Below are 14,474 nucleotides of genomic sequence, written 5' to 3'. Positions count from 1 at the left end.
CCCGACCGGCCACCGGCCACCCGCCCGACCAACCTGCCACCCACCCGCCCGGCCGCGGTGTCAGTGCTCGCAGAGGGAGAATTCCCGTTCGTAGAGCTGCTCGTTGTGTTCGTCCACGAAGAACTTGCGTTCCTGCATGAGCTGTTCGCGGAAGCCCTTCGCCTGTTCGAGCGTCATGGTCGAGGTCTCGGACCACGGTTGCTGCGGTGGTACGTCGGACGTCGAGACGATTCTTTCCGACGGGTCGACCAGGAAGAACGCCAGGATCTTGCGATGTCCCGGGCGGCCGGCGTCCGCGAGGCGGAACGAGCCGACGCGGTGCTGCAGGATGTTCGGGAACGCCAGGCAGCGGCCCGCCGGGGTCGACGCCGAGCCCAGTGTCTGGTTCAGTGCGTCCTCGTCCTCCAGGCCGTAGACCTCACGCAGGCCGTTGTCGTCGTTCTGTTCGTAGCTCGGGTCGTCGAGCGCCGCCCGGAAACCCAGCCGGCTTTCCGTGATGTTCTCGCTGTCCCAGTAGTAGATGCCCGTCGAGACGATCCGCTCGTTCATCATTCCCTCGACGTGCCAGGAACCGCCGGCGTACTCCGGCTTCTCCGGGGTGAGATGAATGGTGGCGAGCTTGACGATGACCTGGAGGCGGCGGCCGCGCAGGTCGACCCGGGCGGACGCGTCGGGCGACTCGGGCGGGGTGAAGGCCGGGGCGTCCGGGATGACCGGGCGGCGGTTCTCCCACCAGTCGTCCTGGGCCTCTTCCCACGCACGACGGGCTTCCGCGTAGGCCTCGTCATCGCCGTAGGAGGATCTGTCCGGGTACTCCGGCTCCGAGTCGTACCACCCGTACGGATCGGCCTCGATCCGCACGGTCCGCGGATGGCGCAGATCAGTGAGCACGTTCTCCAGCAGCGGGCGCAGGCGCGCGAAAAGGTCTGGCAGGACGGATGCCAGGTCGCGGTGGGTTTCGGGGTGGACGTTGTTGACGTAAGAGCGGAAGGCGACATCACCGTCGTCATCGACGTCGACGTCCGTGGGCAGCCACTGGAATCGCTCCGAGAACTCGTACTTCGAATAGCGGTCCGTCGGATTCTGCCAAGCCCGCTCGGGTGCGCCGCTCGCCTCTCTCACCAGACAGAACAGCGAGGGATGAACCAGGTCCAGTACCTGGCCGTCGGATCCGGGGTGCCAGTCCCGTTCAGCTTCGGGGACCCGTTCCAGAACCTGGACCGCCTCGCACAGCCGGGATCTGAGCGCCTCGTCGACCAGAGTGTCCGACTGCCACACCCCGTCGACGGCGGACACCTCGATGCCGGTTCCTTCGTCCCGCAGCGCCGCGTAATGCGCGAGTTCGGCAAGCACGTAACGAACCTGCGCTTCGGTGAGGCCTTGGGCGACCGCCTCCTGCGTCCACCTGGCGACGACGTCGGCGTCGTTCATCTTGTGGAACCATCCCGGCTTCGCCCGAATGTGCGCGCTGCACTGCATCATCTGAAGTTCCCGCAGCGTTCGGGGTGTCGCGAACGCGATGGAACGGGACGAGTGAAAGGGCAGCGGGAAAGCAGACAGGCCGGACAATGCTCTTGATCCTTCGAGTTGGTGTGCGGTGGCCGGAAGAATACTTGAGCGGACTGACACCGGGGCCAGGGGCGTGGGACGCCCCTGGAGACGACGTACGCACCCGCCCCGGCTGATCCGCACTGATCCGAACGGCGCGGTCTAGCCGATCAGACGGCGTCGCCAGACGAGGGGAGCGATCGTGATGGCCCGGCCGGGGTCGCCGTCCCATTGGGCCTGGAGGCCCACTGCCTCCAAGGCGGCCACGACCTCGTGGCCGATGGCCGCGGTGGTCTCGGACGAACCGTCGAAACCGCCGTAGAGCAGCGTCAGTCCGTGGCCGGCCGCGGCGGAGTCCGTGCACTGGGTGTGGAAGTAGACGAAGCCGCGGGCGTCGGGGCCGCCTTCGCCGCCGATCTCGGACTCGCCGCAGCCGCGACAACACGTGAAGTTCTCGCGGGCGGTGATCCCGCCGTCCTGAAGGGCGGCGAACGCGCGGGTCAGTCGCTCGGGGTCGGTCTCGCCCTGCCACGCGGCTTGCTCCGCGACCCGCTCCAGCCACAACCGGTCGGCCAGCGCCCGTGCCTGCTCGCGCGAGACGGGCCTGCGGTCCCGGGTGACCAGGAATTCCTCGGCCACCTCGGCCAGTTCGGCGCGGGAGGCGTAACCCCCGACGAGCACCTCGCGGACGCGCGTCTCCAGCGTCGCGCGCTCCTCGTCGTCGAGGTCGAGGGGCGGCACCTGAGGGGCGGGGCCCGTGTCCACCAGCGACCAGGCCAGGCTGCCGTCCCAGCCGGCCTCCCGGCGAGCCCATCCGGTGAGCGCCGCGACCACCGTCCGGGGATCGGCGGCCCGCGTCTGGAAGTGCCGGTCAGCGGATCCGGCGCGGTGCTCCAGCGTGTAGTCGCCACCCGCCTCGTGCCAGACCTGGGCGAAGAGGTCAGGCAGGTCGGGTATCCGATCGACCACCAGGAACCGGTCGCCGTCACCACCGATCCGCTCGACCAGCCCGGCCAGCCCGTCGGCGGACACCTGGACGTGCCGCTCGCCGTTCTCCGTCTTCACCACGATCTCCAGCATGCCCAGACTCTGACACACCCGTCTGACAACAGGCTCCGGGTGGTGGTCGCGCGGGCGGTCGCCGGGCTCGTACGCCGCGTCGGACCGGGAACCGACGGAGGTGTTCTCCAGACCGCATGCGCTCGACCTCCCGGCCGGCGAATTCCTCGACCGCTACGACTCGGGGCCCGCACCCACCCGGATCAGCGGACGGTGTCGTGCGGTGCCGGCGGCACCGGGCCGTCGGCGCAAGCCCAGGACGCACCGAATCGTGCCAGGTAGTGCCACACCTTCTTGACCGCCTGGGGGTCGTGGCGGTCCGAGCGTGCGGCATCCCCGACGATCCGGGGATCGAGTACGCCGTCGACCGCCATCCGCGTGCCCAAGTCGACGTGTTCCCGGCCGCGGTAGCCGGGGTGACGCCGGAGTTCTTCGACCCCGAGCCGAAAGCCCGAGTGCCACTCCACCGGGCAGCCGAGGCGCAGAGCCGCTGCCTCGACCGTCGTGCCGCGATAGCAGGGGTCCAGCACCAGCGCCTCCACGTCGGAGCGCAGTCGGACCGGCCCGTGCACCTGGGCCTCGATGTAGTCGTCGAGCTCGTCCTGATGATCGGCGAGGGCGAGCCGGAGGAGCCCCATGCGGGCCGCGACGCCGAAGTCCGACGGTTCGAGAAAACTGTCCGGGTAGCAGAACGTGGTCCGCGCCGACGTCTCGGCAGCCAGCCGGAAGTGGGCGGAGCCGAACCGCGGCGCGCCGCCGGCCGGTTTGCGGCGGAAGTTCAACGCCCCGTAGACGGGCCGCTCATGAGCGTCCCCTCCGTCGTACGCCCCGTCGAAGATCCGGCTCTCCCAGCGCCACCGGTCGCCACCGGGATGCGCGCTCAGCCCGCCGTTGCTGGTGCCCGTGACGAACTGGGAGCGGTAGACGCCGTCCTCGGCCAGGGCCTCCAGGATCGGCTTGCCGTGCAGCAGACGGTCCGGGTGGAAGTTGAGGGTCACCCGCAGCGTCGGGTCCATGGGAGGGCCCGACGACAGTCCCGCGACATGACGAAGGGCCCGTTCCCGTGCTGTCGGGGCGGCTGAGGCGCTCATGCGCACAGTGTTCCCCAGCGTGGGCCATGGGCGCACGCGCATTGTCGGCCGGCGCCGCGTCGGCGCCTGTGCGCGCCGCGCGCCGCGCGGCGGCGGGCTACAGCCGCCAGTACGATCCGGCGCGCGGATCGACGTGCACCACGTGGCGGCCGACGCGCACCACGTGGTGGTCCGGGCCCGACCAGGAGCCGCAGGACCCCTCGGCGCCGGCCAGCGGGGTCCAGATCTCCAGGAACGTGCCGCCGTCCGGGTTGGTGCCCCGCTCGACGAGGTTCGCGCCGTCCCACCGGAACGTGCCGGCATCCTCGCCGGGCTCGCCGGTGAGGTGGTGGAAGTGCACCCGGGTGCCGTCGAAGGACGTCGTACCGGCGAAGCCCCGGCTGTCGGCGTAGTACGTCCCGGCCTGCAGCCACACCACCTCGCGGTCCTCGACGAGGGGTCCGCCGTTGCGGCTGATCCCGCGCCGCAGCCACGCGCCGTGCTCGGGCACCGGGACCCCGGGGCCGTCCGGGAGATCCGAGGTGCGTCCGGAGTTCCGGACCGGCCCGGGCTCAGGCGTGGTCATCGGCTGCGGGCTCGTCCACGGCCAGGAGGGTCAGCGGTACGTTGCCCCGTACGGCCTGCGCGTACGGGCAGACCTCGTCCGCCCGGTGCAGCAGGGGCTGGAGGTCCGCCGCCCGCCACCCGGGCAGGCTGACGGTCAGGGTCACGGCGAGGCCGTAGCCCGCGGGCGTGTCCGTGGTGCCGAGCTGCACTTCGCAGTCCACGCGTGCGGCGGAGGCGTCCGCCCCGAACTCGGCGGCCACCTCGGCGAGCGCGGAGGTGAAGCAGGCGGCGAAACCGGCCGCGAACAGCTGCTCGGGATTGGTGGTGCCGGGGACCTTCTTGCGCGGCGGGGCGAGGCGGACGTCCAGGCGTCCGTCGTCCGTGCGGACCGATCCGGTGCGTCCCCCCGCGGCGTGCGCGGTCGTCCGGTACAGGGTGCGGGTGAGTGGCACGGTCATGGCGTTAGGCCCATCTTGCTCGACGAGGACGCCATCCGGGCGCGGACAGCGGGGCGGCGCCGCTCGTGCGGCACCTCGCGCGTCGTCGTGCGTAACCGGGTACGGCGCATCTCGTCCGGGGCCTTGGACCGGCCGCCGGACAATCTAGCAACACGATCCGCCGCCCGGTGCGTCCGCCGCGGTGAACTTCCTCACCCCTTGCCGGCCCGGCTGCCCGCTGTGGCACGGCCGGCCCCCTTCATAGACTCACCCCCGTGGACCCGATGAGATGTACGTACTGCGGTGGCGTCGGCCTGGAGCCGGGTTTCGTCGAGGACGCGGGGGAGGGGGCCCGGGGGTACGCGCGCTGGATCGCCGGGCCGCTGGAACGCGGCCTGTTCGGCGGCGCGAAACGGCTGGGCAGGCCCCGGCGGCGCATCGAGGCGTACCGCTGTCCGCACTGCGCCCACCTGGAGCTCTTCGCGACCGAAGCCGTCTGACCGGTCGATCACCGCGCCGCCGGGCTCGCGCCGCGGTGCCGCCGCGGTGCCGCCCTGGGCCGGAGCGGCCCAGGGCGGCCCGGGTCCGGCCGCGCCGTGCGCGCCCGCCCGTGCGCCCGCGCGCCTCCGCACGCCCCCGCGGGAGGGGATGACCGCGCGCCGTCATCCCCCGAACATGACCGTCACCACCACGGTCCGCAACACTTGTTCGTCACGGGGGTAACGATGGGACGACGCTGGCTGCTCACGGGATGCTCCTCCGGCCTCGGACACGCCCTGGCCTCGGCCGCGGCGCGGGCCGGGGACCGACTGGCGGTCACCGCCCGCAAGACCGCCGACCTGGAGGGCCTCGCCGCAGCCTGGCCCGGCCGCATCCTCCCGGTTCCGCTCGAACTGCGGGACGCCGCCTCCTGCGAGGAAGCCGTCCGCAGAGCCACCGACCGTCTCGGCGGCATCGACATCCTCGTGAACAACGCGGGCATCGGACTGTTCGGTGCGGTCGAGGAAGTGTCGGACACCGAGCTGCGGGACCAGTTGGAGACCCTGGTCGTGGGCCCGTGGCGGCTCACGCGGCTCGTCCTCCCGCTGATGCGGGCCCAGGGCCACGGCCACGTCGTCAACATCTCCTCCGTGGTCGGCCGTATCGCCTTCCCGGGCATGGGCGCCTACGTCGCCGGCAAGCACGCCCTGGAGGGCATGAGCCAGGCGCTGGCCATCGAGGCGGCCCCGCACAACATCCGCGTCACGGTGGTGGAGCCGGGCATGTTCGCCACGCGCTACGGCACGTCCATGACGGAGGCGCGGCGCCGGATCCCGGTCTACGACGCGACCAACCGCGAGATGCTCGACGGTGCCCGCGGTCTCGCGGAGAATCCCGAGACGGGACGCCCCGAGGACTTCGCCGAACGGGTACTCGGCATCGTCGCGGCCCAGGGGCCGACACCGCTGCGGATTCCGGTCGGCGACGACGCGTACGGCTACCTGGACCTGGCGGAGCAGGCCTCCCGCGAGGAGTTCGCCGCGGCCCGGATCCTCGCACAGGGTCCGCCCCCGCCCCCGCCCCCGCTGCCGGTCTGACGGCGGGGGCGTGCGGGGTGCGGTTCACCCCGGGCGGCGGTGGCGGGCACGGCCCGGGATCAGCGCGCGTGGTGCCGGACGTCGCGCTGACCGGGTACGCGGGTCGACCGGCGAGCGCCCGAGCGGCGGTGGCCGGCCCGCACTCGGCGGCCCGGGAAGGGGTTGTGCCGGACGGTGGCGCTGGGGGCCGCGATCAGAAGACCGACGAGTACGAGGGCCACGACGAGGATGAGCACGGCAACGAGGTTCATGTTCCTGCCTTTCGCCGGGTATTGACTGGCTGTTACTACTGCTTGTTACCACCTTCGCGGCATCTAAACACGGAGTGTGACTGGTTGTGGGGTTTGGGCCGCTCGCGGGCCGCTCCGAACTGCTGCCCTGGCTGCGGCACGAGGGGACCGGAACCGGGACGGCTCCTACGGCATGGCCGAGGCTGTTCTGGGCGCCCGCGGGGCGCTCGGCGACCTCACGGCGGCCGGCGCCCTGGCGGAGCTCGCCTTCCAATCCTGGCGTCGCCGGCGGGAGATCGGAGAGGCGGGTCTCGACACCCTGGTCGCACGGTACGGGGCCGAGGCGGTGCTGGCCGCACTCGACGCGGCCCGCCCCGCGGACCGGTCCACCGGCATCCGCATGCGCCACCACGCCGGCGAGGACGTCACCGAGGCGCTCGCGGACCCCGACCGGACCGTCGCGCAACGCGCCCAGGACCACCGCTGCACCGTCTGACCGACGACGTCGGCGAGACCCGGCGGCTGTACGGGCAGTTGGGGCGGCCCCGCGTCGAAGTGGGCGGGCTGGACGAGGAGCTGCGGGCCGCGATCGTGCACGAGTACGGGCGGCGGCGCGAGGAGGGGAGCGATCCGCGCTGGCGGATCGAGGCCCTGTGTACGGAGCCGCCGTCGGCGTCCGACCCGGCCGAGCGGCTGCTCCGGGCCGCGGCCGCCCTCACTGCCGCGGGACTCGCCCCGAAGCCGCCCGTCTCCTGCGGGGAGGCCCGCCACCAAGGGGACGGCACCTACGACGTGATCGGCTACGGACCGGGCGGCGGCGAGGTGCACGTCAGCACGCTGTGCCGGTTCGCCGCCGGCCGGGGTGGCGAACCGCACGTGCGCCGCGCACTCGAATCGGCCGGCTTCCGCTGGATCGACGATGCCGTGGGCTCGATCCGGGTCACCGGCCTCGGGGTGTACCACTTCGGCAGCCGTGACCCGTTGGACGTGGACACACTGCTGTTCCACTGGCAGGACTAGGCCGCGACTTTCGGATCAGGCCGGATCCCCCAGGGCGGAGCGGCGGTGGTGATCTCGTCGAGACCGTCGAGACCGTCGAGACCGTCGAGGCCGCGGACCAGGCGGGGGCGAAGGTGAAGCCGATGCCCAGCTCGCCGACGCACCCCGGCGGCGGCCGTGACGACCGCGGCCATGGTGGAGATGTTCACGGTGTGCGCGCCGTCGCCTCCGGTGCCGACGATGTCGGCCGAGCCGGTCTGCTCAGGACTTCGAGGTTCGACGATGGACGACGAAGCCACACCCGGGATCCTCGCAGGAGCACCGGAAGCCACAGGAGAGATGCCAGCAGGGGGACCGCGGCGTACGTGGCCATGCCCGCACTGGAGCCCAACCCGTCCACGAGCACGCCGAGGACGAGATAGCCGATGCCGATGAGCACCGACTCCACGAACGCGATCATCGACAGCAGGCTCGCCCGGTGGCGCGACGGTACGGCCTCGTTGAACACGTTGTCCACGATCACGGCCGTGATCTCGGGAATCCCGACCAGGACCAGGAACGCGCCGATGGCGACCAGACGAGGCCGAGGCCGCTGAGGCCGAGCGCCACGGCGAGCGCCAGGAGGGACACCGGGACGATGACCCGGTACCCGATCCGCCGGTCGGCGCGGTCCGACAACAGCGGAGTGAGCCCGCCGGCGAAGGGCACCCGCGACATCAGCGCCACCGCGGCCGTGACGAGGCTCGCCGCCGAACCGACGTAGACGATTCCCCAGGAGATCCGCTGCAATTGGCCGCCGAGGACGATGGCGGCTCCCGAGGTGACCGTCCGGAGCATGGTGAACCGGGAATTGATCTTTACGTAGGCGGCCGTTGCACCCCGACGCACGAGCAGGTCGTACAGCAGGGCGGTGTCCGCACCGGACACACATGCCATGCCGACGCCCTGCCCGATGAACAGCGTGTTGGCGAGCACGGCGTATGCGTAGAACGGGCGCGTGACGCTTCGTGCCGCATCGTCGACCGCAGCCGACCCGCCAAGGGACTCCGTGGTGCGGGTCATGGTGCGAACTCCCCCTGACGGCTGCGGTGATCAGTGGTGGCGGGCCTCCGCGGCCGACCGGAACCACCGGTCCGTACGCCGCGCAGGATATGGGGCCGATCTTCCGGGCACCGTCCCGCTGCGCCGCAGCCGTGGTCCCGTGGTCCCGCGAGCCCCGGGCCCCGGGGTCCCCGGGCTCGCGGGACCACCGTGTGGGCCGGACGCGGGTCACCCGGGCAAGGGACTTCTCCGGCCCGCCGACCCGGCCCGATCGGAAGGCGGCCCGCTCAGCGGAACGCGGCGACGTTGCGGGCGGCCCAGTCGGCGAAGGAGCGCGGGGCGCGACCGAGGATCCGCCGTACGTCCGGGCCGACGCGCAGTTCGGCCGGGCTCGGAGCACCGAGGATGTCCAGGGTGTCGTCGGCGAGTTCCGCCGGCATGCTCCGGCTCATGGCGGCCTTGGCCTCGTCACGGGTGAGTTCGTCGAACCGCACCGGCGACCCCAAGGCGTCGGCGATCGCCTCCGCCTGCCGGCGCGGTGTGATCACCTCGGGGCCGGTCAGTTCGTACACGCCTCCGGCGTGCCGGTCATCCAGCAGGCAGGCGGCCGCGACTTCGGCGATGTCCGTCGGATCGATGATCGGCACCCCGACGTCGCCGAACGGCGCGGCGACGACGCCCCGCGTGCGGACGGACTCGGCCCACCACAAGGCGTTGGAGGCGAAGCCGCCCGGCCGCAGGATGGCCCACTCCAGACCGGACTCCCGCAGCGCGTCCTCCACCGCTCGCACCGTGAGCCGTGTCGTGCCGAAGGGCCTGGTCGCCACGCCCTGGGAGGAGAGCAGGACGACCCGTCGGACCCCGCTCGCCGCGGCCCTGTTGATGACGTCAACGGGCTTGGACCCGTCGGCGTGCAGTTCGCCGGACAGCAGCAGGAACAGTGCATTCGCCCCGGCCAGCGCGGGCTCGATGCCGGCCGGTTCGCTCAGGTCGGCCACCACGTGGCGGACGCCGTCCGGTGTCGCCGCAGCGTGCCGCGACACCGCGGTCACCTGCCGGCCCGCCTCGGCCAGCGCCCGCGTCAACGGCCGCCCCACGTTTCCGGTAGCCCCGGTCACCACGATCATGAGCAGCTCCTCGTTCGATGTTCTCAACGACGTTCACGCTAGGAGCCGGGCTTACTTCTGGTAAGGACATACCTGGAGGTAAGCTCCTCACATGGTGGTAGGCGCGCAGTTCACAGGGACCGAGCCGGGCGAGCGGTATGACGTGTTTCACACCGACTGCCCCGCGCGCAACATGGTCGACCACGTGACCAGCAGGTGGGGCATCTGGGTGTTGATCTCCTTGCGGAGCAACGACCTTCGGTTCTACGAACTGCGCGAGAGCATCCAGGGCATCAGCGAGAAGATGCTCGCCCAGACCCTGCGCTCGCTCGTGGAGGACGGCCTGATCTGGCGGAAGGTCGAGCCGACGACGCCGCCTCAGGTCACTTACGGGCTGACCGAGTTCGGCCGGGACGTCGGCGAACCGCTCACGGAGTTGTTCGATCGGATCACACGCCGGCTGTCGCCGCGTGGTCCGAGCTGACGTGGGGGCGGCCGGCCACCCGGCTCGGGCAGGGAGTGCGCTGCGTCCGGGGGTGAACGGCGGCAGGCCCGCCGCCGCCGTGGGCGGGACGGGCCGGAAGACCGGGGGCTCGGGGCCGGCTCCAGATCAGGAGCCCAGCACCAGGGCCGCGGCGACCGCCGGGCCGAACGCGCCGCCGAGCTGGTAGCAGAGGGCGAACAGGCCGATGGCGGTGGGCCGTTGGTGCTCGGGGGCGCCGGCCGCGGCGTGCATCGAGAGACAGGCGTTGGCGCCGGTGGCGGCGAAGACCCCGCCGACGGTGGCGGCCAGCAGGAGGGGGCCCCAGTCGGAGAAGGCCGCGGTGGCAGCCGCCAGGGCGCCGACGCCGATCAGGACGGCCAGTACGGCCGGGCGGCCCATCCGGGCCGAGGCCGCGGCGAGCAGCCAGGACAGTGCCGAGCCGACGAGCAGCGCGACCAGCTGGCCGGCCCCGGCGGCGCCGGTGTCCCAGCCGGCCCGGTCGCCGAGCAGCCGCGGCACCGCGAAGAGCAGCGTGAAGTACGAGCCCGACAGGACGAGCGCCAGCAGTCCCGAGGTCAGGAAGACCGGCGTGCGCAGCAGGGCGGCCGGGACGAACCCCTCGGGGCGGCGGCGGATGTGCAGGGCGAGCAGGACCGCGGCGACGAGGGCCGCGCCGAGTGCGGCCAGCGGGGCGTGGGGGAAGGTGACCAGCGCGGTGGCCAGCACGGTCAGCAGGGCGGCGCCGCGGCCGTCGAAGCGGTCGGACGAGGGTGTGATGGCCCCGGCGTACCGGAGCACCGCGGGCACGGCGAGCACCGCGATCACCGACACGGAGAGGGACAGCCGCCATGAGGCGGCGTGTGCGAGCTGTTCGCCGAGGAGCGGTCCGGCCGCTCCGAGCATGCCGAACCCGGCGCTGATGACACCCATGCGGCGGGCCGTTCCGGCCAGGCTCATCGCCGCCGCGACCAGTCCCGCACCGCCAGCGGCCTGGGCCGCCCGACCGGCCAGGGTGAGCGGGAGCCAGGGGGAGACCGCGACGAGGAGGGTGCCGCCGAGGACGAGCGCGGAGGCGAGGCGCAGTACGGGCCGCAGGCCCGTGCGGCGCAGGAGTCCGGCGAGCAGCGGGGTGCCGACGGCCATGGCCCAGGCGAAGGCGGAGACGAGCCAGGACGCGGTGGAGGTGGACACCCCGAGCGAGCGGGCCATGTCCGGAAGGATCAGGACCGGGGCGTTGGCCCCGGCGGCGATGGGGGTGGCGAGCAGCGCGAGCCAGAAGGCGGGGACGGGTCCGCGGGCCGCTGGGCGGCCGTGGGCTGCCGGAACTCCCGGTGCGCGGGGGGCGGACGAGCCGTTCCCGGCACGGGTGCCGGTCTCTGTGCCTGCGGGCGCGGTGGTCATGGCGCCGCTCCAATCCATCTGAAGGTTAACAATCTCAACGTTGAAATAAAATCACCGTAGGCCCCTGAACGTCAAGTCTCTTAACGTTGAAGCATTCGGGTTATGCTGGATCCGGTACGAGCGAGTGATCGAGACGGGTGGAGGTCCGATGAGTGACGCGGTGGATGTGATCGTCGGTCAGTGGGCGGCGCAGCGGCCCGATCTGACGGACGAGCTGTGGCCCATCGAGGTCCTGGCCCGGATCCAGCGGATGAACCGCATCATCGAGAAGCAGCTCAAGGCCTTCGTGGCCGAACGCGACCTGGAGGTCGGCGAGCTGGACATCCTGACGACGCTCCGGCGTTCGGGTCCGCCGTACACGCTCACCGCCGGGGCGCTCGTCCCGGCCGCGATGGTCACTTCCGGAGCCATCACCAACCGCATCGACCGGATGGAAGCCAAAGGTCTGGTCGAGCGGGTCCGCGACGGCCAGGACCGCCGCTCGGTCCGCGTCCGTCTGACCGGCCAGGGCCGCGAGGTCGCCGAGAAGGTGATGGCGGAGCATCTGCAGCACTTCGCCTCCCTCCTCGCTCCCCTGGACCGCGACACCTGCGACACGGTGGCCTCGGCGCTGCGCACACTCCTGGAATCCCACGGGGACGCCTCGATCGGCTAGGGCCCTGACGGTGCTGTGTCAGGTCGGCCCCACACATTCGGCCACGGCGCGTTCGCACCACCCCTGATCTGCGACGAAGTAGTACGGGGAGGGTGGTTGGGGCCCTGCCCTCCGGGCAGTCGGCGCGGGTCTGCCCCCGGCTCCCGGGCCCCTTCCATCCGATGTGGCCGGTTTCGCCCTTCCGCGGGCGCCCCTTCGAAGCCGCCGCCGGTGAAGGCCGAGTGCGCCGCCGGACCGTCGCCGGCCGGCGCGACACCCTCTGCGCGGTCCTTCCGCCCCCGGCGGGGTGGACTCCGAAAAGCAGCGTGACGTGCCTATGTGAAACGGCGTTACCTCCAGTAAGTTACCGCCAGGTAAAACCACTGCGGATCGACGTACGGGGGAGTAATGAACCGGAGAACCACAGCTCTTTTGTCCACCGCCATCGTGACCGCCGTCGCCGCCGGCGTCGGCGCCGGTACCGCACCGACGGCGTCGGCCGCGCCCAACGCGGGCGGCGGACGCGGGGCCGGCGCGACGTCCGACCCGTTCTACCGCTACGACGGCGGCAAGCCGCTGGCCTCGTACCGGCCGGGCGACGTTCTGAAGAAGCGCACGCTGAACTACCACGTCCTCGGGATCCCGACGCCCCTGAAGGCCGTCCAACTGCTCTACCGCACGACCGACGCCCAGGGCAGGCCCTCGGCCAACGTGACCACCGTGGTCCGCAGCCCCCATGGCGACGGCAACAAGGCGGTGTCGTACCAGTCGTTCTACGACTCCCTCAGCCCGGAGGACGGCCCCTCCCGGGCCATCGCGGGTGACGTCTCGCTCGGCGGCGTCATCGCCAACGCCGAATCCGTCATCCTGGCACCGCTGTTGCTCAAGGGCTACGACCTGGTCATCCCGGACACCGAGGGCCAGAACGCCGACTTCGCGGCCGGCCCGGAATACGGCACGAACACGCTGGACTCGATCCGCGCCGCCAACCGCACCCAGGAGACGGGCCTGCACGCGGGCACGAGGATCGGCCTGTTCGGCTACTCGGGCGGGGCCATCGCCACCAACTGGACGTCGGCCCTCGCCCCCGCGTACGCGCCCGAGGTGAACAAGCAGCTCGTCGGCTTCGCCGAAGGCGGACTGCTCGTCGCCCCCGCGCACAACCTCAAGTACGTCGACGGCGCGCTGGCCTGGAACGGGGTCATCCCGATGGCCGTCATCGGCGTCTCGCGCTCGTACGGAATCGACCTCACCCCGTACCTGAGCGCGAAGGGCCTGGCGGTCGTCAACGAGCTCGAACACGGCTCGATCGTCGATGCGCTGGGCCGCCACCCGGGGATGACCTGGAAGGACATGGCGAAGCCGGACTACAAGGACCCGAACTCCATTCCGGCCTTCGTCGAGGCGGTCAACAAGATCAATCTGGGCCAGGCCGCCACCCCGACCATCCCGGGGTTCATCGGACAAGGCAACGCGGGCTGGCTGGAAGGGACGTTCAACACCCCGCCGGGCATCGGCACGGGGGACGGCGTCATGGTCGCCGGGGACGTACGGGCGCTGGCCCGGCAGTACTGCGCCACCGGCAACGGCTCGATCAAGTACGAGGAGTACGGCCTGCTGAGCCACGTCGGCGCCATGCCGTACTGGACGCTGCGGGCGATGACCTGGCTGGACGACCGCTTCGCCGGCCGGACCGCACCCACCAGCTGCGGCAGGATTCCCGCGGGCAACTCGCTGGAGCCGCAGAAGCCGACCGCCAGGCCGTAACGGGCCGGACCGAGCGGCCCGGGAGCGCCAGCGCCCCAGCGGAGCCGGGTGGTGAACCCGCCGCGGGTGCTCCCCGGGCCGTCACCTCCGCCGCCTCGACCGGCCCGGAACGCCCGGCCTACTAGCGCCGCAGGTGGCGGGTGGTGCCTGGGCCGTCTCTTCCGGATCTTGCTCCCCCAGCTACCGCTGGGAGGTGCCCCCAGACCCGCGCCGCCCGGCACCGCACCTCGCCGCGTTGGCGGAGCACCCCAGTACGTCCAGTACAAGGGCGCCCCGCCAACACGTCGATGCGCGGCACCGAACAGCGCGCACTCAACCGGCAAGATCCGAAAGAGACGACCCAGGGGTCCGGACAGCGGCGAGTGTGGGGGTGGTTCGTGCGAGGCGCATGAAGTGCGCGACTCCGTTGGAACGGCGTCGTGTTGGTCGATGGGAGCCGTCGATGAGTTGCTCGCCCTGTCAGTTCTTGACCAGTAGGCCGCGGCTGCGCAGGACCCGGCGCTCGACGGGGCTGAAGATGAGGAGGTCGATGGCGATGCCGACGGTGAGGATGA

Annotated in this window: 16 protein-coding genes, 2 pseudogenes and 1 riboswitch; of the genes and pseudogenes, 7 read left to right on the top strand and 11 right to left on the bottom strand. The window is 71.8% G+C overall.

From position 1 onward, the window contains the following. Positions 1 to 60: 60 nt before the first annotated feature. From AB0M92_RS33970 to AB0M92_RS33950, 5 genes are all read right to left on the bottom strand, one after another. Positions 61 to 1,569: a DUF4246 domain-containing protein gene (locus AB0M92_RS33970; protein WP_366106207.1), complete on the bottom strand. Its 1,509-nt coding sequence runs from the start codon at positions 1,567 to 1,569 to the stop codon at positions 61 to 63. 141 nt (positions 1,570 to 1,710) lie between these two features. Next, positions 1,711 to 2,628 (bottom strand): hypothetical protein, encoded by a 918-nt coding sequence (locus tag AB0M92_RS33965; protein ID WP_366106206.1) that lies wholly within the window; start codon positions 2,626 to 2,628, stop codon positions 1,711 to 1,713. 182 nt (positions 2,629 to 2,810) lie between these two features. Then, positions 2,811 to 3,698: a DUF3626 domain-containing protein gene (locus AB0M92_RS33960; RefSeq protein WP_366106205.1), complete on the bottom strand. Its 888-nt coding sequence runs from the start codon at positions 3,696 to 3,698 to the stop codon at positions 2,811 to 2,813. Positions 3,699 to 3,795: 97 nt separating this feature from the next. Beyond that, a complete protein-coding gene (locus AB0M92_RS33955; protein ID WP_366106204.1) occupies positions 3,796 to 4,263 on the bottom strand; it encodes a hypothetical protein in 468 nt (155 codons plus the stop codon). After that, complete coding sequence (locus AB0M92_RS33950) at positions 4,250 to 4,702, bottom strand: Ohr family peroxiredoxin (RefSeq protein WP_366106203.1); 453 nt, start codon at positions 4,700 to 4,702, stop codon at positions 4,250 to 4,252. Before AB0M92_RS33950 ends, AB0M92_RS33955 begins: the two co-directional genes overlap by 14 nt. A gap of 76 nt (positions 4,703 to 4,778) precedes the next feature. Further along, a riboswitch (guanidine-III (ykkC-III) riboswitch) is annotated at positions 4,779 to 4,841 on the bottom strand. A gap of 115 nt (positions 4,842 to 4,956) precedes the next feature. Between AB0M92_RS33950 and AB0M92_RS33945 the strand changes: the two genes are divergently transcribed. Together AB0M92_RS33945 and AB0M92_RS33940 are read left to right on the top strand one after the other, a co-directional pair. Beyond that, entirely contained in the window at positions 4,957 to 5,181 is a 225-nt protein-coding gene (locus AB0M92_RS33945) for a hypothetical protein (protein WP_366106202.1), read from the top strand. A 225-nt stretch (positions 5,182 to 5,406) separates the two neighbouring features. Then, positions 5,407 to 6,258, top strand: a complete 852-nt coding sequence (locus tag AB0M92_RS33940; protein WP_366106201.1) for an SDR family oxidoreductase — start codon at positions 5,407 to 5,409, stop codon at positions 6,256 to 6,258. Positions 6,259 to 6,317: 59 nt separating this feature from the next. Here the strand turns inward: AB0M92_RS33940 and AB0M92_RS33935 are convergent, their stop codons facing one another. Further along, positions 6,318 to 6,509 carry a hypothetical protein gene (locus AB0M92_RS33935; RefSeq protein ID WP_366106200.1) on the bottom strand — a complete coding sequence of 64 codons (192 nt, stop codon included), beginning with the start codon at positions 6,507 to 6,509 and terminating at the stop codon, positions 6,318 to 6,320. A 172-nt stretch (positions 6,510 to 6,681) separates the two neighbouring features. Between AB0M92_RS33935 and AB0M92_RS33930 the strand changes: the two genes are divergently transcribed. Continuing rightward, positions 6,682 to 6,984 (top strand): hypothetical protein, encoded by a 303-nt coding sequence (locus tag AB0M92_RS33930; protein WP_366106199.1) that lies wholly within the window; start codon positions 6,682 to 6,684, stop codon positions 6,982 to 6,984. Between the two features lie 38 nt (positions 6,985 to 7,022). Next, positions 7,023 to 7,508, top strand: a complete 486-nt coding sequence (locus AB0M92_RS33925) for a hypothetical protein (RefSeq protein ID WP_366106198.1) — start codon at positions 7,023 to 7,025, stop codon at positions 7,506 to 7,508. A gap of 152 nt (positions 7,509 to 7,660) precedes the next feature. On the opposite strand, the pseudogene AB0M92_RS33920 reads toward AB0M92_RS33925, so the two are convergent. The 3 genes and pseudogenes from AB0M92_RS33920 to AB0M92_RS33910 form a co-directional block, all read right to left on the bottom strand. Continuing rightward, positions 7,661 to 7,759: pseudogene (locus AB0M92_RS33920) on the bottom strand (hypothetical protein); the annotation flags it as partial. 247 nt (positions 7,760 to 8,006) lie between these two features. Continuing rightward, a complete protein-coding gene (locus tag AB0M92_RS33915) occupies positions 8,007 to 8,549 on the bottom strand; it encodes a hypothetical protein (protein WP_366106197.1) in 543 nt (180 codons plus the stop codon). A gap of 266 nt (positions 8,550 to 8,815) precedes the next feature. After that, positions 8,816 to 9,655 carry an NAD(P)H-binding protein gene (locus tag AB0M92_RS33910; protein ID WP_366106256.1) on the bottom strand — a complete coding sequence of 280 codons (840 nt, stop codon included), beginning with the start codon at positions 9,653 to 9,655 and terminating at the stop codon, positions 8,816 to 8,818. A gap of 91 nt (positions 9,656 to 9,746) precedes the next feature. Here AB0M92_RS33910 and AB0M92_RS33905 point away from each other — a divergent pair, with 91 nt between their 5' ends. Further along, on the top strand, positions 9,747 to 10,118 hold the full coding sequence (locus AB0M92_RS33905) for a helix-turn-helix domain-containing protein (protein ID WP_366106196.1): 372 nt from the start codon (positions 9,747 to 9,749) through the stop codon (positions 10,116 to 10,118). A gap of 126 nt (positions 10,119 to 10,244) precedes the next feature. On the opposite strand, the gene AB0M92_RS33900 is transcribed toward AB0M92_RS33905, so the two are convergent. Next, complete coding sequence (locus AB0M92_RS33900; RefSeq protein ID WP_366106195.1) at positions 10,245 to 11,519, bottom strand: MFS transporter; 1,275 nt, start codon at positions 11,517 to 11,519, stop codon at positions 10,245 to 10,247. A gap of 148 nt (positions 11,520 to 11,667) precedes the next feature. On the opposite strand from AB0M92_RS33900, the gene AB0M92_RS33895 reads away from it, so the two are divergent. After that, positions 11,668 to 12,174 carry a MarR family transcriptional regulator gene (locus tag AB0M92_RS33895; RefSeq protein WP_366106194.1) on the top strand — a complete coding sequence of 169 codons (507 nt, stop codon included), beginning with the start codon at positions 11,668 to 11,670 and terminating at the stop codon, positions 12,172 to 12,174. A gap of 387 nt (positions 12,175 to 12,561) precedes the next feature. Then, on the top strand, positions 12,562 to 13,920 hold the full coding sequence (locus tag AB0M92_RS33890) for a lipase family protein (protein ID WP_366106193.1): 1,359 nt from the start codon (positions 12,562 to 12,564) through the stop codon (positions 13,918 to 13,920). Between the two features lie 459 nt (positions 13,921 to 14,379). Here the strand turns inward: AB0M92_RS33890 and AB0M92_RS33885 are convergent. Further along, positions 14,380 to 14,474: pseudogene (locus AB0M92_RS33885) on the bottom strand (ABC transporter permease); the annotation flags it as partial.

Source organism: Streptomyces sp. NPDC051582 (assembly GCF_040681715.1).
In the GTDB taxonomy this organism is placed as follows: Bacteria; Actinomycetota; Actinomycetes; order Streptomycetales; family Streptomycetaceae; genus Streptomyces.
This window is presented reverse-complemented; position numbering and strand designations above follow the sequence as displayed.